Origin of the sequence: Pseudomonas sp. ATCC PTA-122608 (assembly GCF_001952855.1) — a bacterium.
Taxonomy (GTDB): domain Bacteria; phylum Pseudomonadota; class Gammaproteobacteria; order Pseudomonadales; family Pseudomonadaceae; genus Aquipseudomonas.
The window spans coordinates 59805-78465 of record NZ_LPNO01000054.1 but is presented as its reverse complement, the minus strand read 5'-3'; the positions used below and the strand labels follow the sequence as shown (position 1 = coordinate 78465).

Annotated in this window: 16 protein-coding genes; 5 read left to right on the top strand and 11 right to left on the bottom strand. The window is 62.0% G+C overall.

The genetic code is table 11. The features are described 5' to 3' along the window. The first annotated feature begins 74 nt into the window (after positions 1-74). From cobG to AU074_RS31200, 5 genes are all read left to right on the top strand, one after another. Positions 75-1376 carry a precorrin-3B synthase gene (gene cobG / locus AU074_RS31220; RefSeq protein ID WP_083676746.1) on the top strand — a complete coding sequence of 434 codons (1302 nt, stop codon included), beginning with the start codon at positions 75-77 and terminating at the stop codon, positions 1374-1376. After that, on the top strand, positions 1369-1995 hold the full coding sequence (locus AU074_RS31215; protein ID WP_010174005.1) for a precorrin-8X methylmutase: 627 nt from the start codon (positions 1369-1371) through the stop codon (positions 1993-1995). The genes cobG and AU074_RS31215 overlap by 8 nt, the downstream gene beginning before the upstream one ends. Continuing rightward, positions 1995-2726, top strand: a complete 732-nt coding sequence (locus AU074_RS31210; RefSeq protein WP_076017987.1) for a precorrin-2 C(20)-methyltransferase — start codon at positions 1995-1997, stop codon at positions 2724-2726. Before AU074_RS31215 ends, AU074_RS31210 begins: the two co-directional genes overlap by 1 nt. Beyond that, entirely contained in the window at positions 2726-4366 is a 1641-nt protein-coding gene (cobJ, locus tag AU074_RS31205) for a precorrin-3B C(17)-methyltransferase (protein ID WP_076017986.1), read from the top strand. Before AU074_RS31210 ends, cobJ begins: the two co-directional genes overlap by 1 nt. A 302-nt stretch (positions 4367-4668) precedes the next feature. Next, entirely contained in the window at positions 4669-5460 is a 792-nt protein-coding gene (locus tag AU074_RS31200) for a hypothetical protein (RefSeq protein WP_076017985.1), read from the top strand. Between the two features lies 1 nt (position 5461). Here the strand turns inward: AU074_RS31200 and AU074_RS31195 are convergent, their stop codons facing one another. From AU074_RS31195 to aroQ, 11 genes are all read right to left on the bottom strand, one after another. After that, positions 5462-6058, bottom strand: coding sequence for a MarC family protein (locus AU074_RS31195; RefSeq protein WP_003217330.1), 597 nt, complete (start codon positions 6056-6058; stop codon positions 5462-5464). A 184-nt stretch (positions 6059-6242) separates the two neighbouring features. Beyond that, positions 6243-9020, bottom strand: coding sequence for a hybrid sensor histidine kinase/response regulator (locus AU074_RS31190; RefSeq protein ID WP_076017984.1), 2778 nt, complete (start codon positions 9018-9020; stop codon positions 6243-6245). A 102-nt stretch (positions 9021-9122) separates the two neighbouring features. Continuing rightward, positions 9123-10415, bottom strand: coding sequence for a phosphoribosylamine--glycine ligase (gene purD / locus AU074_RS31185; protein ID WP_003217326.1), 1293 nt, complete (start codon positions 10413-10415; stop codon positions 9123-9125). 148 nt (positions 10416-10563) lie between these two features. Then, positions 10564-12171 carry a bifunctional phosphoribosylaminoimidazolecarboxamide formyltransferase/IMP cyclohydrolase gene (purH, locus tag AU074_RS31180; protein ID WP_076017983.1) on the bottom strand — a complete coding sequence of 536 codons (1608 nt, stop codon included), beginning with the start codon at positions 12169-12171 and terminating at the stop codon, positions 10564-10566. 81 nt (positions 12172-12252) lie between these two features. After that, positions 12253-12573: a DNA-binding transcriptional regulator Fis gene (fis, locus tag AU074_RS31175; RefSeq protein ID WP_003186237.1), complete on the bottom strand. Its 321-nt coding sequence runs from the start codon at positions 12571-12573 to the stop codon at positions 12253-12255. Then, a complete protein-coding gene (gene dusB, locus AU074_RS31170) occupies positions 12570-13583 on the bottom strand; it encodes a tRNA dihydrouridine synthase DusB (protein WP_076017982.1) in 1014 nt (337 codons plus the stop codon). The genes fis and dusB overlap by 4 nt, the downstream gene beginning before the upstream one ends. Positions 13584-13768: 185 nt before the next feature. Beyond that, entirely contained in the window at positions 13769-15043 is a 1275-nt protein-coding gene (locus tag AU074_RS31165) for a DUF3426 domain-containing protein (protein ID WP_076017981.1), read from the bottom strand. A 30-nt stretch (positions 15044-15073) separates the two neighbouring features. Next, on the bottom strand, positions 15074-15952 hold the full coding sequence (gene prmA / locus AU074_RS31160) for a 50S ribosomal protein L11 methyltransferase (protein WP_076017980.1): 879 nt from the start codon (positions 15950-15952) through the stop codon (positions 15074-15076). Positions 15953-16178: 226 nt separating this feature from the next. Next, positions 16179-17540 (bottom strand): acetyl-CoA carboxylase biotin carboxylase subunit, encoded by a 1362-nt coding sequence (accC, locus tag AU074_RS31155; protein ID WP_076017979.1) that lies wholly within the window; start codon positions 17538-17540, stop codon positions 16179-16181. Positions 17541-17557: 17 nt separating this feature from the next. Next, a complete protein-coding gene (gene accB, locus AU074_RS31150) occupies positions 17558-18013 on the bottom strand; it encodes an acetyl-CoA carboxylase biotin carboxyl carrier protein (RefSeq protein ID WP_076017978.1) in 456 nt (151 codons plus the stop codon). Between the two features lie 25 nt (positions 18014-18038). Further along, positions 18039-18494: a type II 3-dehydroquinate dehydratase gene (aroQ, locus tag AU074_RS31145; protein WP_017478426.1), complete on the bottom strand. Its 456-nt coding sequence runs from the start codon at positions 18492-18494 to the stop codon at positions 18039-18041. Positions 18495-18661 lie beyond the last annotated feature (167 nt).

Genomic DNA, 18661 nt, shown 5'->3' with positions numbered 1-18661 from the left:
CGACGGGCAGGCTTTTCATGCCGCCGGACAAAGCAGGCATAATACCGCGCCTTTACCCGTGAACCGGTAGCCCTGTGAAACCAACACCACTGTCCAATACCTTGCGCCCCTCGGCCTGTCCGGGGTTGCTGCGTATTGTCCAGGCGTTGGACGGCGGGATTTGCCGGATCAAGCTGGCCGGTGGTTCGATCCGCGCCGAGCAGGCATTTGCCGTGGCTGATGCGGCCCAGGCCCATGCCGGCGGTGTGATCGAGGCAACCAACCGCGCCAACCTGCAAATTCGCGGAATAGGCGCCGGGCACGACGCATTGATCGTCGCCTTGCTGGCGGCTGACCTGGGCCCCAGGAGCGCCGCCGGTGACGATGTGCGCAATCTGATGCTCAGCCCCAGCGCCGGGATTGACCGCGAGATGTTGTTCGACACACGGCCGCTGGCCGACGAAATCCTTACCACCCTGGAAACCCACCCGCGATTCCATGAACTGTCGGCCAAGTTCGCCGTACAACTGGACGGCGGTGAAGCGCTGGCAATGCTCGAACATCATCACGACCTGTGGCTGTCGGCATTCGACGCCAACGGCGAGACGCTGTTGGCGTTCGGCCTGGCAGGCTGCCCGGCGCAGGACTCGCCGTTGGCCGCCGTGCCTTTGGCGCAAGGGCATGCACTGGTGGTGGCGGTTCTGGAGCTGTTCCTTGAACTGGCCCGGCCCGATCAAACCCGGATGCGCCACCTGCTGGCCGAAACCGCTGTGGATAACTTTATCGAGCGACTAAACCTGCCCTTGCAGCCGGTTGAAGGCTTTTCAAGGCGCCCCAACTCCGCGCCGCTGCACCTGGGAAGTTATCCACAGCGCCAAAAAAACCAGGTCTACGTCGCCGCCGTCGCACCCTTGGGCCGCCTGGATTCGGCGATGCTCAGGGGCGCCGCGCAACTGGCCGTCGACCATGGAGACGCCACCCTGCGTGTCACGCCATGGCAGGGCCTGCTGCTGCCCAATATCCGTGACGCGGCGGCGGTCATTGAGCGCCTCGAACGGCTTGGCTTTTTGTGCTCGGTGGACCAACCCCTGGCGCGCCTGATCGCCTGCACCGGCTCCAGTGGGTGCGCCAAAGGCCTGGCCGACACCAAGACCGACGCCCTGCAATTGGCAACGCTCGCGCCCGGCCACAGCGTGCACCTGTCCGGCTGCCCGCGGTCCTGCGCGGCCGCACACACCGCGCCCGTCACCTTGCTGGCCGTGAGCCCAGGCCACTACGACCTCTATTTTCGCGACGCAGGCCAGCCCGGTTTTGGCCGCCTGCACGCGCGTACTCTTTCTATTGAAGCGGCGGGCGCCTTATTKCGCGCCCACCCACGGAGCAACACCGATGATTGATTACATCCGCGACGGTCAGGAGATCTATCGCAACTCCTTCGCGATCATTCGCGCAGAAGCCAAGCTGGATCGCATTCCTGCCGACCTGGAAAAGCTCGCCGTGCGGGTGATTCATGCTTGCGGCATGGTCGACGCCATCGACGGCCTGCAATTTTCCGAAGGTGCCGGCAAGGCCGGGCGTGAAGCCCTGGCCGCCGGTGCGCCGATCCTGTGTGATGCGCGGATGGTTTCCGAAGGCGTGACCCGCACCCGCTTGCCGGCCAATAACCAGGTGATCTGCACCCTGCGCGATGACAGCGTGCCGGAGTTGGCCCGCGAGCTGGGCAACACCCGTTCCGCCGCCGCCTTGGAGCTGTGGCGCCCGCACCTGGAAGGCAGCGTGGTGGTGATCGGCAATGCGCCGACAGCGCTGTTCTACCTGCTGGAAATGCTCGACGCCGGCGCGCCAAAACCTGCACTGATCCTCGGTTTCCCGGTGGGCTTTGTCGGCGCCGCCGAATCCAAGGCGATGCTGGCGGCAGACAGCCGCGGCGTACCGTTCGTGATCATGCAAGGCCGCCTGGGCGGCAGTGCGATGGCCGCCGCCGCGGTCAACGCCTTGGCCACGGAGGTCGAATAATGCCGGCACGCGGACGTTTGATTGGCCTGGGCGTAGGCCCCGGTGACCCGGAACTCATCACCCTCAAGGCCCTGCGCCTGCTGCGCGAATCGCCGGTGGTGGCGTACTTCGTGGCCAAGGGCAAGAAGGGCAACGCTTTCGGCATTATTGAAGACCATTTGGTGCCACAGCAAACCCTGATGCCGCTGGTGTACCCGGTGACCACTGAAGTGTTGCCGGCGCCGCTGTCGTACGAGCAAGTGATCAGCGATTTCTATGACACCGCCAGTGTCGACGTGGCCGCACACCTGGACGCCGGGCGCGATGTGGCAGTGATCTGCGAAGGCGACCCGTTCTTCTACGGCTCCTACATGTATTTGCATGACCGCCTGGCCGAGCGCTATGAAGCCCAGGTGATCCCGGGCGTGTGCTCGATGCTCGGCGGCGCGTCCGTGCTGGGTGCGCCGCTGGTGTATCGCAACCAGAGCCTGTCGGTGCTTTCCGGCGTATCGCCCCATGACGAACTCAAGCGTCGCCTGGCGGATGCCGATGCGGCGGTGATCATGAAGCTGGGGCGCAACTTCACCAAGGTGCGTCAGGTGCTTGAAGAATTGGGGCTGGCGAGCCGGGCTTTGTACGTCGAGCGCGCGACCATGGCCAATCAGAAAATCGTCGCCCTGAGCGACGTCGATCCAACCTCTTCGCCGTACTTCTCGCTGATCATCGTTCCCGGCGAAAGGTGGCAAGGCTGATGACGGCTCCCGCGATTGTCATTCTGGGGCAGGGCAGTCTCGCCACTGCCCGGGCTATCCAGCAGGTGTATCCCGATGCGCTGATCCACGGCTTGGCCGGTCGGGTCGAGGGCGCAGATCAGGCCTATAACGAATTTGGCGCCACCGTGCGCCAGTTGTATCAACAGGGCACGCCGATCATCGCGTTGTGCGCTGCCGGGATTGTGATCCGCACCCTGGCGCCGCTGCTGCTGGAGAAGGGCGTCGAGCCTGCCGTGCTGGCGGTTGCCGAAGACGGTAGCGCCGTAGTGCCGCTGCTTGGTGGCCTGGGTGGCGTGAACGTAATGGCGCGGGAAATCGCCGCCACCTTGGGCGTGGCCGCCGCGATCACCACCAGTGGCGAACTGCGTTTCGGCACCTGCCTACTCAACCCGCCCAGCGGTTATCAGCTCGGTGATCTGGAGCTGGGCAAGCGCTTTGTTTCCGACTTGCTGGCTGGCGAATCGGTACGCATCGAAGGCGCGGCGCCATGGCTGGATCAGGCCAACTTGCTGCAGGATCAGCAGGCCCATCTGACGATTCACGTCGGCAGTGCCGAGCGCACGCCTGCAGCCAATGAGTTGCTGATTTATCCGAAGAACGTGTTGGTCACCTGCCAGCCGGGGCCGCAATTGGCCGCGCGCATTCGTGCGGCGTTGCAGGATGCGGGGCTCGCCGTGCAGTCCCTGGCGGTTTTGCTGGCGGCTGAAACCGAGATGGCCAATTCGTCGTTGCATGAAGCTTCAGTCGAGTTGGGCGTGCCGTTGCGCTTCGCCGGTCTGCCGACCCAAGCGGACATCGCAATCACGGTGGCCGATGCACCTCTGGACCTGTCCCAGGTCGGACGTCCCCGTGGCCGCCTGGCGGTCATCGGTTTGGGCCCTGGCGCTGCCGAACTGATGGTGCCGGCGGTAAAGGCCGAACTGGCCCGTTGCACCGATGTGCTGGGTTACGAAACCTACGTACGCATGGCCGGGCCGTTCCGCCCGGATCAAATCCAGCACTGCACCGACAACCGCGAAGAAATGCAGCGCGCCCGTCACGCCTTTGAGCTGGCGGCGCAGGGGCGTTCGGTGGTGGTGGTGTCCTCGGGTGACCCTGGCGTATTCGCCATGGCGGCTGCGGTGATCGAGGCCCTGCACGAGTCCGGCGACCCGGCCTGGCATCAGGTCGACCTGGAGATTCTGCCGGGTGTTTCGGCATCCCTCGCCACGGCGGCACAGGCGGGGGCGCCGCTGGGGCATGACTTCTGCGTGATGTCGCTGTCGGACAACCTCAAGCCCTGGTCGATCATCGAGAAGCGTCTGGACCTGGCTTCCCAGGCCGACCTGGCGTTGGCGTTCTACAACCCGATTTCCCGTGCTCGGCCCTGGCAGTTGGGGCGCGCCCTGGAGATCGTCGCGCAGCATCGCACGGCCGAAACGCCGGTGGTGCTGGGCCGTGATATCGGTCGCCCGGGCCAGACCTTGCGCGTCACAACGCTGGGGCAACTGACACCGGACCAGGTGGACATGCGCACCATGGTGCTGATCGGTTCGTCCACCACCTGCGTATTTCCCCGGGCCGGTGGTGGCGAGTGGGTGTACACGCCACGTTGGTATGGCGATAAGCCGGCCTCCTGAAAAAGGGTGGCCCTGCAACGGGGCTGCCTTGAAAAAGTCATCAGGTGATGGAAGAAAGGTCTGCTTGCCGAGTGCTTTTTGCGTCGGGACGGGTCATACCTTTCTCTACTGATTGAAGAAAAATACGACGCCTTTGCGCACCACCGGTTCATCCCCAACGTTTACTCACCTGCGCCGCCTGCAGTGATTTTTTCCTGCGTGTCGCCGCGCGTTCTGTGGTCAATTTCCAGCAGCTCAAAATCCCCGGCAACTCGACTAGTGTTGGCGTTGAGCCCCATGTTGGGGGTTATGGAGAAATGGATATGGAGCGAAACAACAGACGGATCAACAGCGCAAAAAGGAGGAGGCTGATTGCCACTTACCGGCTTCCGGACGCGTCCAGCCTGCCGTCGGGTTTGAGCCCGGCGGTGCAGCCCGAAGGGGATGAGGAGATGAACGCGGCGGTGGTGAACAACAGCGTCATGTCGTTCGTGGAGGGCATGACGAGTCTCAACAAGGAGTACACCCGCAAAAGCTATTTGCTGGCGAGCAGCTACGTCAGCGATGTGTTGCGGATCGCCCGGGGCACGGAGGCCTGGTACAACGAATTCATCAACGTGATGAGCAGCCTTGGGTGGATGCCGGTCAGGAGCAGTTTCGAGCGGGTCTACACGACTCGCAAGGGGTTGTCGGTGCAGTTGGCGGCGCTGAACCTGGTGGCGGCCACGGTAGCCTCGACGTTCCTGTCGGGACCATTGATCAGCGCTCTGCCCAAACGGGTGGGGGAGGCTATCGAAGCCTTGAAGCAACTCCCGGCCTCATTTGAGTTATTCAAACGAAATATCACGACCCATGAGGGCGGTGATTTCGGCTTGGCGTCGTGTTCGGAAACGGCGGGGGAAGTGTCGATGGTGCTGGTGACTTACAGTTCCCACGGCGTCAGCAAGCAGTTGGGCATGCCGTTTCTGGAGTGGGACAGTGCGTCCGTTGAAGCCTTCAGTGGCCGCACCTGCCTGGTGCTGAACAGCTCGGTGGTCAACGAAGCCACGATTCAACTGCTGCGCGACAGCGCAGGGGACAAGGTCCGCCAGGCTATCGCCCAATACAGGATCTGACCTACGGCACCAGGTAGCCGCGTACACCGGTGAAGATGATTTGTGCGGCCAGGGCGCACACAAACAACCCCATCAATCGGCTGACAATCTGCAAGCCCTGGTCGCCGAGGATGCGTTCGATACGGTTGGACAGGTACAGCACCACGCCCACCGTAAGGCTGGCCAGGGCAATGCTGAGGATTGCGGTGATCTTGTCGTCCCAGTGCGGCTGGCTGACGCCCATCACCAGCAGTGCACCGATGGTGCCGGGGCCGACGGTCAGGGGGATGGTCAGCGGGACGATGGTCACGTCCTGCTGCACGTTGTCGGTCTGCACCGCCGACTTGCCCTGGGCCATGCCCAGCGCGGAGATAAACAGCACACTGCCGGCGCCGATGCGGAAGGCGTCGACGGTGATGCCGAACACACTGAAAATCACCCGGCCGAACAGGTAGAGCAACACGCTCGATACCAGGGTGGCGAGGGCCACTTTCCAGGCCAGGCGCCGCCGCTCCTTGCTGGAGTAACCGCGGGTCAGGCTGATAAAGCAGGAAAGCACGAAGAAGGGGCTGTAGAGCACCAGCATCTTCAGGTAAACGCTGAACAACACGTGGAGCATGGTGGGAGCTCACAGCGAAGGAGGGCGAGCGGGAGTTTATCAGGCCTGTGACGAACGGGCTGCACTGATCCCCTGTAGGAGCGAGCTTGCTCGCGAAGGTCGTTAACGATAACGCGGGCTTTCTGGTTTAACGCGGCGCTCTCAGGTTCTTCGCGAGCAAGCTCGCTCCTACAGGTGGGGCGTGTCAGGAAGTCGGGGCGTGCTCGGGGCGTTGTGCCCGCTGTGCTACCCAATACTCCACCAGCTCGCGCAACTGTGACAACTCCACCGGCTTGGCCATGTGCCCATCCATCCCGGCCTGGCGTGCACGCTCTTTGTGTTCCGAAAGAATGTGCGCCGTCAGCGCCACGATCGGCGTACGAATGCGCTGGTTGCTGACTTCCCACGCCCGCAGTTGCTGGGTGGCGGAGAAACCGTCGAGGATCGGCATTTCACAGTCCATCAACACCAGGTCATACCGCTGGGTTTTCATCGCTTGCAGGGCTTCTTCGCCATTGCTCGCGGTGTCCGGCTGCAGGTTGAGCTTGCCGAGCATGCCGCGAATGACCTTGGTGGAGATGCTGTTGTCTTCAGCCACCAGGATCCGGAAATCACTCGGCACCGTCACAGGCGCTGGCGCGCTGATCGCCGGCTGGCGTGGTTGCACGGTGCCTTTGCTGCGTTGGGTCAACTCGTCGGCCAGTGTGGTCTTGAGGGTGTAGCCGGCCACCGGTTTGGCGAGGATGCGTTTGATCCCGCAGTTGCGCGCGATGATCTTGCTCGGCGCATTGCTGATGCCGGTGAGCATGATCAGCAAGATGTCGTGGTTCAGGCTCGGGTCTTCCTTGATCTTCGCCGCCAGTTGCATGCCGGTCATGCCGGGCATGTTCTGGTCCAGCAGCACCACGTCGAAATAGTCTCGCAGGTGCGCCTTGGTGCGCAGCAGCGCCAGGGCTTCCTTGCCCGAAGGCACGGCACTCACGTTCAGGCCCCAGGCCGTGCATTGCTGCACCAGCACTTTGCGGCAGGTGTCGTTGTCGTCCACCACCAGCACGCGCGCGCCCTTGAGCGGGCCGTCGAGGTCGGAGGTGGGATGTTCGAGACGTTCCGGGTCCAGTGGCAAGGTCAGCCACAGGGTGCTGCCTTGTTGGCTGCCACTCTTGATGCCGAACTCGCCGTTCATCAACAGGATCAACTGGCGAGCAATGACCAGGCCCAGATGGCCGCTCAAGCGTGTAGCAGACAGGAAATTCTTGCTGTGCAATTCGCTGTGCAGCAGGGCGTCGCGCTCGGCGGGCTCCATTGGCAGGCCGCTGTCTTGCACCGCAATGCGCAGGCGCGGTTTGCTGCTGCGCTCATCCAGCGCCACCACGATCAGCACTTCGCCTTCATCGGTTTTTTGCAGGGCGTTTTCCAGCAGGCTCAACAGCGCCTGGCGCAGGCGCGTCGGGTCGCCGCTGATCACCCGTGGCACCTGGGGCTGGATAAAGCTGATCAGCTCGACGTTTTGCTGCTCGGCCTTGGCGCGGAAAATACTCAGGCAGTCTTCGATCAACGCGTTGAGGTCGAACTGCACGTCGTCCAGTTCGATCTGCCCGGACTCAAGCTTGGAGATATCGAGAATCTCGTTGATCAGGGTGAGCAATTCGTTGCCGGCACTGTGGATGGTTTGCACGTAGTCGCGCTGCTTGACCGACAGCGGCGTGCCCAGCAGCAGTTCGGTCATGCCCAGCACGCCGTTCATGGGCGTACGGATTTCGTGGCTGATCTTCGCCAGGAACTCGGCCTTGGCGGCGATCTCGGCATTGCTGGCGGCCAGGTCGCGGCTGAGGCTGAAGTTATCTTCGGTGATGGCGCGCTGGCGTTCGCCCAAGGCCAGGCTCATCAACAGGCCGCTGAGGCAGATAAAACCGAGCAGGGTAACGATCAAGCCTTGGGGCGCTACCAATGTCAGGCCCAGCAAGGCCGGCAGGATAATCAGCGTGCCGATGTTGAAAATCACCATCGCCACCATGAACAGGCGCGCCGGGCGATACCCTTTTTGCCAGTGATAGGCCGAGACGAACAGCATGCTCAGGCCGGCCAGCGCCACCAACGCGTAGGTGATGATGTTCAGCGGCAGCGTATTGACGAACAGCAGCAACAGCCCGCTCAAGACGATCAGCAGAATGTCGGCCATCAGCAGCTTGTTCAGCGGATGCGGGCCCAGCGGCGCAAAGAAGCGATAGGCGAACATCAGCCCGCACGGCGCCGTCAGCAGCAGGGCGAGGTACGCACCGGGGGTCTGTACCGCGTGCCAGTTCGGCAGCCACGGCCCGACCAGGTTGAGCAGCAGCGCCAGGCTGAGCAGCAACAACACTTCGCAGGCGGCGAGCCACAGGCTGCTGCGGGAGCGATGGTAGGCGTAGCGGGTCAGGTTGTGCAGGATCAGCATCACCAGGCAACCGAACAGCAACCCGTAGATCAGCGTCTGGTTCTGGTTGGCCGCCGCGAGTACGGCGGGCTCCAGGGTGATGTACGGGCGCAGCTCGTGTTCCGAGACCATGCGCAGGTACACGTCCAGCGGCTTCTGGCTCTGGGGCATCGGCAGCATGAAGTCGCTGCTGGGCAGCGGGCGCTCGGCCTGGGGCTGGCGGGTGCCGGTGGCTTGCTGCTCCACCAGGGTGTCGCCGTCGAGCACGTACAGGTTCAGGTGTGCCAGGTCCGGGGCGAATACCCGTAGCACCTGCTCGTGCTTGCCGGGTTGCAGCCTGAAGCGCACCCACAACGCACCGTCCGGTTGCGCGGCGGTAATCCGGTCCAGTTCGATGGGGCTGAATTGATTGATGTAGCGGGGCGAGCGGATGTCGCTCAGTTGCAGATCGGCCTGTTCATCAAGCAATACCGCCCAGCCACTGCCTTGTGCCGCAGCCTGGGCTGGAAACAAGCAGAGCAAGGTCAGCAGACTGACAGTGAAACCTATGGCGATCCTGAGCCAGCGCACGGCGAAATCCCTTCGTAGGTTGATGCATGGGTATAACTATGCGCGGGGCCACAAGCGTAGGGCAAGGGCCAAGGGCCCCTGCCTAACCGAACGGATAGCTGTTTACTGACTTTCGCCACGCTCACGGGCAATGGCGCGGTAGCCAATGTCGGTGCGGTAGAAGCAGCCTTTCCAGTCGATCTTCGCCGCCAGCTTGTAAGCCTGTTGTTGGGCGGCGTCTACGCTGCTGCCCATGGCGGTTGCGCACAATACGCGACCACCGGCGGTGACAACCTTGCCATCCTTGAGCGCGGTGCCCGCGTGGAACACCTTGCCTTCCAGCGTAGCAGCCGCATCCAGACCTTCAATCACATCGCCCTTGGCGTAGTCGGCCGGGTAGCCGCCGGCGGCCAGCACGATGCCAACGCTTGGGCGCGGGTCCCACTGGGCTTCGACCTTGTCGAGGGCCTGGGCCAGCGCCGCTTCCACCAGCAGTACCAGGCTCGATTGCAGGCGCAGCATCACCGGTTGGGTTTCCGGATCGCCGAAGCGGCAGTTGAACTCGATGACTTTCGGGTTACCGGCTTTATCGATCATCAAGCCGGCATACAGGAAACCGGTGTACACGTTGCCTTCATCGGCCATGCCACGCACGGTTGGCCAGATCACCAGGTCCATCACGCGCTTGTGCACTTCGGCAGTCACTACCGGAGCAGGGGAGTAAGCGCCCATGCCGCCGGTGTTCGGGCCGCTGTCGCCGTCGCCTACACGTTTGTGGTCCTGGCTGGTGGCCATCGGCAGCACGTTCTTGCCGTCGACCATTACGATGAAGCTGGCTTCTTCGCCGTCGAGGAACTCTTCGATCACCACGCGCGAACCGGCTTCACCGAAAGCGTTGCCGGCGAGCATGTCGCGCACGGCGTCTTCGGCTTCGGCCAGGGTCATCGCGACGATCACGCCTTTGCCGGCGGCCAGGCCGTCGGCCTTGATCACGATCGGTGCACCGACCTCACGCAGGTAAGCCAGGGCCGGCTCGATCTCGGTGAAGTTCTGGTAGTCGGCCGTCGGGATCTTGTGGCGAGCCAGGAAATCCTTGGTGAAGGCTTTCGAACCTTCCAGTTGGGCGGCACCGGCGGTTGGGCCGAAGCAGTCCAGGCCACGGCTGCGGAACAGGTCCACAACGCCGGCTACCAATGGCACTTCCGGACCGACGATGGTCAGGGAAACGTTTTTCTCTGCAAAGTCCGCCAGCTGCTCAAGGGCCAGCACGTCGATGGCGACGTTTTCGCACTTGGCTTCAATGGCGGTGCCGGCGTTGCCAGGCGCGACGAAAACTTTCTGGACGCGTGGGTCCTGGGCAACTTTCCAGGCCAGGGCGTGTTCACGGCCACCGCTGCCAATGATCAAAACATTCATTTCAAAAACCTCAAATTCTGTAAGGCGCCGCTGGAGCGCTTTATGTGGGAGCGGGCTTGCTCGCGAAAGCGGTGTGTCAGTCGCAGGATATGTAGCTGATACACCGTATTCGCGAGCAAGCCCGCTCCCACATTTCGATCAAGTTGGATCAGTGGCGGAAGTGGCGCATGCCGGTAAACACCATGGCGATGCCGGCTTCATCCGCCGCTGCAATCACTTCTGCATCACGCATCGAGCCGCCCGGTTGGATCACGGCGGTCACACCGGCTTTCGCGGCGTTGTCGAGGCCGTCGCGGAACGGGAAGAATGCGTCGGACGCCATCACCGAACCCTGTACCTGCAAGCCGGCATGCTCAGCCTTGATGGCAGCGATACGTGCCGAGTTCACACGGCTCATCTGGCCAGCGCCGACACCAATGGTCTGGCGATTCTTGGCGTAGACGATGGCGTTGGATTTAACGTACTTGGCGACTTTCCAGGCGAAGATCAGGTCGTTGATTTCCTGCTCGGTCGGGGCGCGCTTGGTCACCACTTTCAGGTCTTCGCTGCCGATCATGCCGATGTCGCGGCTCTGTACCAGCAAGCCGCCGTTGACGCGCTTGTAGTCCCAGGCAGCGGCACGCTCAGCCGACCACTCGCCGCAGGCCAGCAGGCGCACATTGGCCTTGGCAGCAACGATGGCGCGGGCTTCTTCACTGACGGATGGGGCAATGATCACTTCAACGAACTGACGCTCGACGATCGCCTTGGCGGTCTCGGCGTCCAGCTCACGGTTGAAGGCAATGATGCCGCCGAAGGCCGACTCGGTGTCGGTGGCGTAGGCCAGTTCGTACGCCTGGCGGATACCGCCTTCAGCGTCCGGGCTCACGGCCACGCCGCACGGGTTGGCGTGCTTGACGATCACGCAGGCTGGCTTGACGAAGCTCTTCACACATTCCAGCGCGGCGTCGGTGTCGGCCACGTTGTTGTAGGACAGCTCTTTGCCTTGCAGTTGGGTCGCGGTGGCGATGCCGACTTCAGCAGGCTTGGCCTCAACGTAGAACGCCGCGCTCTGGTGCGGGTTCTCGCCGTAGCGCATTTCCTGGGCCTTGATGAACTGGCTGTTGAAGGTGCGCGGGAACTGGCTGCGACCTTCAGTGCTCAGGGTTTCAGCCGCCTGGTTCACGGTGCCCAGGTAGTTGGCGATCATGCCGTCGTAGGCGGCGGTGTGTTCGAAGGCCTTGAGCATCAGGTCGAAGCGCTGGGCGTAGGTCAGGCCGCCGGCTTTCAGGCTTTCCAGTACGTTGGCGTAATCGCTGGCGTTAACCACGATGGCCACGTCTTTGTGGTTTTTGGCAGCCGAGCGAACCATGGTCGGGCCGCCGATATCGATGTTCTCGATGGCGGTCGGCAGGTCGCAGCCTGGCTTGTTGATGGTGGCTTCGAACGGGTACAGGTTAACGGCCACCAGGTCGATCGGCTTGATGCCGTGCTCGCTCATGATGGCGTCGTCGATACCGCGACGACCGAGGATCCCGCCGTGGATTTTCGGGTGCAGGGTCTTGACCCGACCGTCCATCATTTCTGCGAAACCGGTGTAGTCCGCCACTTCCACTGCGGCCACGCCGTTGTCCTGCAGCAGTTTGAAGGTCCCGCCGGTGGAGAGAATCTCCACGCCCAGGGCTTCCAGCTCCCGGGCAAATTCGAGGATCCCGGTCTTGTCGGAGACACTGATCAAGGCACGGCGGATCGGCAGGCGGGTAGTCTGGTCGGTCATTTCAATTTCCATCAAAAGCAAAGGAGTCAGCAAAAAAGGCGTCCGTTTTTACGCGGGCGCCTTTCTGGTTTGATTGAATGCTTACAGCAAATCGTACTGCTTGAGTTTCTTGCGCAGCGTGCCACGGTTCAGACCGAGCAGCTCACTGGCCTTGGTCTGGTTGCCCTTGACGTAGTTCATTACGCTTTCGAGCAACGGCGCTTCGACTTCGGAGAGCACCAGGTTGTACACGTCCGTGACGGCAGCGCCCTCAAGGTGGGCGAAATAATTGTGCAGCGCCTTCTCGACACTGCCGCGAAGGGTCTGGCCTTCTTCGCTCGGCGTGTTGAGGTGCTGTTTCAAATTGACGTTGTCGCTCACGGGTGTTGTTCCACTCACTAAAGTCTCGGTCATCATCGTCATGCGGCCACCCCTTCTCCGTCCCCTGTCACCAGGCTCTTGTAACGTTCGCTGAAGAACTCACGAACGTTGGCGCACTGTGCTTCCGTATCATCCAAACGATTGAAGTGGGCGCGAAACTCCTTGGCGCCCGGCAAGGTTGCGAGATACCAGCCCACATGCTTGCGAGCAATGCGTACGCCCATCACGTCTCCATAGAAGGCGTGCAGGGCGGCCAGATGCTCTAGCAGAATACGTTCCACCTCGATCAGCTCCGGTGCCGGCAAGGTTTCACCGGTACGCAGAAAATGCTCGATCTCACGAAAAATCCACGGCCGCCCCTGGGCAGCCCGGCCAATCAACAAGCCATCGGCGCCGGTCGCGTGCAGCACGCGCCGGGCTTTCTCGGCTGAATCGATGTCGCCGTTGGCAAAGACGGGAATCGACACCGCCTGCTTGATCGCGGCAATGGTGTCGTACTCGGCTTCACCGGTGTAAAGGTCGGCGCGGGTGCGGCCATGCACCGCCAGCGCTGTAATGCCCGCCTGCTCGGCGATCTTCGCCACCGTCAGGCCATTCTTGTTGTCCCGGTCCCAGCCGGTGCGGATCTTCAGGGTGACCGGCACATCCACTGCAGCGACAACGGCATGCAGGATCTCGCTCACCAACTGCTCATCCTTCAACAGGGCCGACCCGGCGGCCTTGTTGCAGACCTTCTTGGCCGGGCAACCCATGTTGATATCAATAATCTGCGCCCCCAACTCCACGTTGGCCCGGGCTGCATCCGCCAGCATTTGCGCATCTCCGCCGGCGATCTGTACCGAGCGGGGCTCGGGATCACCTTCGTGGATCATGCGCATCCGCGATTTGCGGGTGTTCCACAAGCTCATGTCGCTGGTGACCATTTCCGAGACTACAAGCCCTGCGCCCAAACGCTTGCAAAGCTGACGAAAGGGCTGGTCGGTGACGCCCGCCATAGGGGCGAGGATCAAGCCGTTGTGCAATGTGTATGGGCCGATGCGTACCGCCGACATAGGACTTCCCTGTTGTGGGGCCGGATCATTAGAGTTCGAAAAAGGGTTGGCATGATACCCGCTCTCGATGACTGGATAAAGGCTGAATTGGATAAAATCTGAACAGTTATTTTCTTATCGCCGCTGGTTTGGTCAACGGCGGAGCAGTCAAGAATCCGCCGTCAAACCTTACTCCTTGGGCCGGATCACTCGGGAGAGTGGAAGCTCAGGCTGTAATTCACCGCTTTGTTGCCCGGGTCGAGGATGTCCAGGGCAATGTGGATCGGCGTCTGGGAGGGCATCTCGGTTACGCCTGCCAACTCGCCGCTGAGGTATTCGGCGGGTTTGAAGCGACGACTGGCGATCATATTCCCGTTCATGTCGGCAAAGCGTAGCTCCAACAGCGGGAACGGTTGGGAGAATGTCGCGCGGTTATAGATGATCGCGTCCACCACCAGGGCGCCAGCGAACTCCGGGTGGCTGCGCACCACCAGGTTGCTGCTCTTGATGTGGGCGATATCGACGCGTGATGGCACGGTGCAGCCCAGTTTCGGGCACAGTTCCTGGAACCACGGGCGGTAGGCGTCCTGGCGTGCAAGTTCGTCGAATTGGTAGGCGACGTATTGTCCCGCCAGGCCGGCGGCGGCCAGCAACACCAGCAAGCCCCAGAACAGACGGCGGCCCCAGCCGGAGGCGCGTTTCTGGGAATACAGGTGCAGCGGGTCGTCTTCCAGGTCCGAAAGCAGGTCGTCGTGGGCGCCGGCCTCGGGGCGAGGGCGCTTGCGTTTGGGCTGCGGGCGTTCCGGTTGTTCGGGTTCTGCCTCGTCTGTTACCGCGGTTACCGGTGGATCGAGTTCGTCATCGGTGGCGTTGGCGTGCAGCGCTGGTTCTTCGTCGGGCTCGACCGCTTCAAACGACATCGAGGGTTCGGTGCGCTTGGATTTGGCGAGACTTGCCTTAGCCGGCTGCGGCTCGTCATCGGTCGGTTGTGGGGCTTGTGCCCGTTCATCCCGAGGCTCGCTGAACAGGCTGGCGGCCCATTGCTCTTCCTCGGCCTTGGCCGTGTCGCGGCTGGCGCTGAGGGAGTCTTCTTTTTGCCGACGGTCGGCGCCGGGTTGGCGACGATCTGCACCTACGGGCTGGGTGTGCTGAATCTCGCGACGTTCCAGCTTGGCCAGCTCTTCGTCGAGGTCCAGGTTATCCAGGTCAAGCTCTTCGGCGTTCCATTGCTTCTGGCTGATGGCCCGCGGTGCTTCGGGTGGCGGTTCTGCTGCTGGCGCAGGCTCTGCCGCTGCTGGTGCCGCTGCTGGTGCCTCGGGCACGGGCGCACTGGCGCGCTGCTCCAGCAGTTGGCGGGCGGCATTGAACACTTGCAGGCATGAGCCACAGCGCACCACGCCACGGGCCACGCTCAATTGAGCGTGGTTGACGCGAAAGCGTGCTTGGCAATGTGGGCACTGGGTGACGAAACTGTCGGTCATGCGGCCATCCGATTCATGCAGGCGCTCATTCTAGCGCCGACGACCACTGATGCGTACCCAGCCATCGCGGTTGGCGATCGGATCCAGCTCGAAATCCTGGGCGTAGGCAGCGGCAACGTCTTCGCCCTGTTCGGCGAGGATGCCCGACAGCGCCAGGCGGCCGCCCGGCTTGACCAGGCTCGACAGCTGCGGCGCCAAAGCAACCAGCGGCCCGGCGAGGATGTTGGCCACCAGTACGTCGGCTTGCACCTGGGGCAATTGCTCCGGCAGGTACAGCGGGAATTTCTCTTCAGCGATGTTATTGCGCCCGGCGTTATCGCGGGAGGCTTCCAGGGCTTGCACGTCGATATCGGTACCGACGGCTTCCTTTGCGCCCAGCAGCAGGGCGGCGATGGCCAGGATCCCCGAGCCGCAGCCGAAGTCCAGCACGTTGCAGTCTTTCAGGTCCTGGCCGTCGAGCCATTCCAGGCACAGGGCGGTGGTGGGGTGAGTGCCGGTGCCAAACGCCAGACCCGGGTCCAGCAGCAGGTTGACGGCGTCAGGCTCGGGAGCGGCGTGCCAGCTCGGCACGATCCACAGGCGCTGGCCAAAGCGCATCGGCTGGAAGTTGTCCATCCAGCTGCGTTCCCAGTCCTGGTCTTCGATAATTTCGCTGTGGTGCTCCGGCAGTGGGCCGCCGGTCAGCAGTTCCATATGGGCCAGCACACTGGCGGCCTCGGTGCCGTCTTCGAACAGGGCCAGCAGATGGGTGTGGGACCACAGCGGGGTGGTGTTGAGCTCGGGCTCGAAGATCGGCTGGTCTTCGGCGTCCATGAAGGTCACCGACACGGCGCCCACTTCGAGGAACGCGTCTTCGTAGGTTTCGGCTTGTTCTGGGCTGATGGCGAGACGGACTTGCAGCCAAGGCATGGCGGGCACCTTTGAAAAATGAGTGTGCAGCGGGGTAGGGCTGCGAAAGACGCGCAAGTTTACGCGAGCGAACAGCAGAAGACGACTGTACTGCTGGTGTACACAGAACAAAATGTGGGAGCGAGCAAGCCCGCTCCCACAAGGGGAATGTATCCATCCAGAAAAGACGGGTGGGCAGAAACAACAAAGCCGCCCGAAGGCGGCTTTGTTGGGTGGATCACTTCGCTTACTGATTAGCCAGCTTGTGTTCCAGGTAGTGAATGTTCACACCACCTTCGCAGAAGCCTTCATCGCGAACCAGATCCCGATGCAGCGGGATGTTGGTCTTGATGCCGTCTACCACGATTTCGTCCAGGGCGTTACGCATACGGGCCATGGCCTCGTCGCGGGTGGCGCCCCAGGTGATCAGCTTGCCGATCAGCGAGTCGTAGTTGGACGGAACCTTGTAGCCGCTGTACAGGTGCGAATCCACACGTACGCCGTTGCCGCCGGGCGCGTGGAAATGCTTGACCAGGCCAGGGCTTGGGATAAAGGTTTTCGGGTCTTCGGCGTTGATCCGGCACTCCAGGGAGTGGCCGTGGATCTTCACATCATCCTGGGTAAACGACAGCTTGTTGCCAGCGGCGATGCTCAGCATCTCCTTGACGATGTCGATACCGGTGACCATTTCCGAAACCGGATGCTCTACCTGCACACGAGTGTTCATCTCGATGAAGTAGAAGCGGCCGTTCTCGTACAGGAACTCGAAAGTGCCCGCGCCACGGTAGTTGATGTCGATGCACGCCTTGACGCAGCGAGCCAGTACTTCCTGGCGAGCGGTTTCATCCAGGCCCGGTGCCGGAGCTTCTTCCAGTACCTTCTGGTGACGACGTTGCAGCGAGCAATCGCGGTCGCCCAAGTGGATGGCGTGGCCCTGGCCGTCGGACAATACCTGCACTTCCACGTGACGTGGGTTGGTCAGGTACTTTTCCAGGTAGACCATCGGGTTGCCGAACCAGGCGGCCGCTTCGGAGCGAGTCTGCTTGGCGGCTTCGATCAGGTCTTCTTCCTTGTGTACCACGCGCATGCCGCGACCACCGCCGCCGCCGGCGGCCTTGATGATCACCGGGTAACCGACTTCGCGACCAATGCGCAGCGCGGTTGCCTCGTCTTCAGGCAGCGGGCCGTCGGAACCTGGAACGGTTGGCACGCCGGCTGCGATCATGGCGTCCTTGGCCGATACCTTGTCGCCCATCAGGCGAATGGTTTCGGCTTTCGGGCCGATGAAGGCAAACCCGGATTTCTCTACCTGTTCGGCGAAATCGGCGTTTTCGGCGAGGAAGCCGTAGCCCGGGTGAATACCATCGGCGCCAGTGACTTCAGCGGCGGCGATGATGTTCGAGACTTTCAGGTACGAGTTCGTGGCCAGTGGCGGGCCGATGCAGATGCTTTCGTCCGCCAGTTTCACGTGCATCAATTCGGTATCGGCCGTCGAGTAAACAGCGACGGTCTTGATGCCCTCTTCCTTACAGGCGCGCAGGATACGCAGCGCGATCTCGCCGCGGTTGGCGATCAGGACTTTTTGCAGTTTCTTCGCAGGTTTCAACATCGAAGGCGCTCCGCGGTTCAAACGATGGTGAACAGCGGCTGGTCGTACTCAACCGGCTGACCGTTTTCTACCAGGATGGATTCGATGACGCCGGCTTTTTCAGCCGTGATGTGGTTCATCATCTTCATCGCTTCAACGATGCAGATGGTGTCGCCCACTTTCACGGTTGCGCCGACTTCAACGAAGGCTGGCGAGGTCGGTGCCGGGGTGCGGTAGAAGGTACCGACCATTGGCGACTTGACCACGAAACCGTTCAGTTTAGGTGCAGCAGGGGCTTCGGCAGCAGCAACCGGAGCAGCCACTGGCGCAGCGGCCGGAGCCGGCGCTTGCATCTGAGGTGCGTAGAACTGTTGGGCCGGGGTCTTGCTGTGACGGCTGATCCGTACGGATTCCTCGCCTTCCTTGATCTCCAGCTCGTCGATACCGGATTCTTCCAGCAGTTCGATCAGTTTCTTAACTTTACGGATATCCATGAATCATCAACTCCCAAAGGGTCGGTCAGGGGCGCTTGGCCGTGTCTTCAAGCTGTTCCAGGGCGGCCTCCAGGGCCAGTCGGTAACCGCTGGCGCCAAGGCCGCAGATCACTCCTACCGCAACGTCGGAGAAGTAAGAGTGATGGCGGAAAGGTTCGCGTTTGTGCACGTTCGATAAATGCACTTCGATGAATGGGATGCTCACCGCCAGCAGCGCGTCACGTAATGCAACGCTTGTGTGCGTAAAAGCGGCGGGATTGATCAGGATAAAGTCCACGCCTTCGCTGCGCGCGGCATGGATACGATCAATCAGTTCGTACTCGGCATTGCTTTGCAGGTAGAGCAGATGGTGGCCGGCATCACGTGCCCGTCGTTCCAGATCGAGGTTGATCTGTTCGAGGGTCACTGACCCGTAGACGCCCGGTTCGCGGGTGCCGAGCAGGTTCAGGTTGGGTCCGTGAAGAACCAGTAAGGTCGCCATCGGCTGTTCCTTGTTATTGATGTGGGCACGGTAGAACCCGGCGACTATGCCGCAAAGGCTTTGTGACTGTCCAGTTCTATGCAGTAGGCAGCACGATTAGCGAGGATTGCGCAAAATATGTGACCGCAAGCCTGAATCCGGTCAGTGTGGGAGCGGGCTTGCTCGCG

Excerpts from the sequence above, each read along its gene's own strand:
- AU074_RS31215 (WP_010174005.1), top strand. The coding sequence starts at position 1,369 with ATGATTGATTACATCCGCGACGGTCAGGAGATCTATCGCAACTCCTTC.
- AU074_RS31210 (WP_076017987.1), top strand. The coding sequence starts at position 1,995 with ATGCCGGCACGCGGACGTTTGATTGGCCTGGGCGTAGGCCCCGGTGAC.
- cobJ (WP_076017986.1), top strand. The coding sequence starts at position 2,726 with ATGACGGCTCCCGCGATTGTCATTCTGGGGCAGGGCAGTCTCGCCACT.
- AU074_RS31200 (WP_076017985.1), top strand. The coding sequence starts at position 4,669 with ATGGAGCGAAACAACAGACGGATCAACAGCGCAAAAAGGAGGAGGCTG.
- AU074_RS31195 (WP_003217330.1), bottom strand. The coding sequence starts at position 6,058 with ATGCTCCACGTGTTGTTCAGCGTTTACCTGAAGATGCTGGTGCTCTAC.
- purD (WP_003217326.1), bottom strand. The coding sequence starts at position 10,415 with ATGAATGTTTTGATCATTGGCAGCGGTGGCCGTGAACACGCCCTGGCC.
- purH (WP_076017983.1), bottom strand. The coding sequence starts at position 12,171 with ATGACCGACCAGACTACCCGCCTGCCGATCCGCCGTGCCTTGATCAGT.
- fis (WP_003186237.1), bottom strand. The coding sequence starts at position 12,573 with ATGACGATGATGACCGAGACTTTAGTGAGTGGAACAACACCCGTGAGC.
- dusB (WP_076017982.1), bottom strand. The coding sequence starts at position 13,583 with ATGTCGGCGGTACGCATCGGCCCATACACATTGCACAACGGCTTGATC.
- AU074_RS31165 (WP_076017981.1), bottom strand. The coding sequence starts at position 15,043 with ATGACCGACAGTTTCGTCACCCAGTGCCCACATTGCCAAGCACGCTTT.
- prmA (WP_076017980.1), bottom strand. The coding sequence starts at position 15,952 with ATGCCTTGGCTGCAAGTCCGTCTCGCCATCAGCCCAGAACAAGCCGAA.
- accC (WP_076017979.1), bottom strand. The coding sequence starts at position 17,540 with ATGTTGAAACCTGCGAAGAAACTGCAAAAAGTCCTGATCGCCAACCGC.
- accB (WP_076017978.1), bottom strand. The coding sequence starts at position 18,013 with ATGGATATCCGTAAAGTTAAGAAACTGATCGAACTGCTGGAAGAATCC.
- aroQ (WP_017478426.1), bottom strand. The coding sequence starts at position 18,494 with ATGGCGACCTTACTGGTTCTTCACGGACCCAACCTGAACCTGCTCGGC.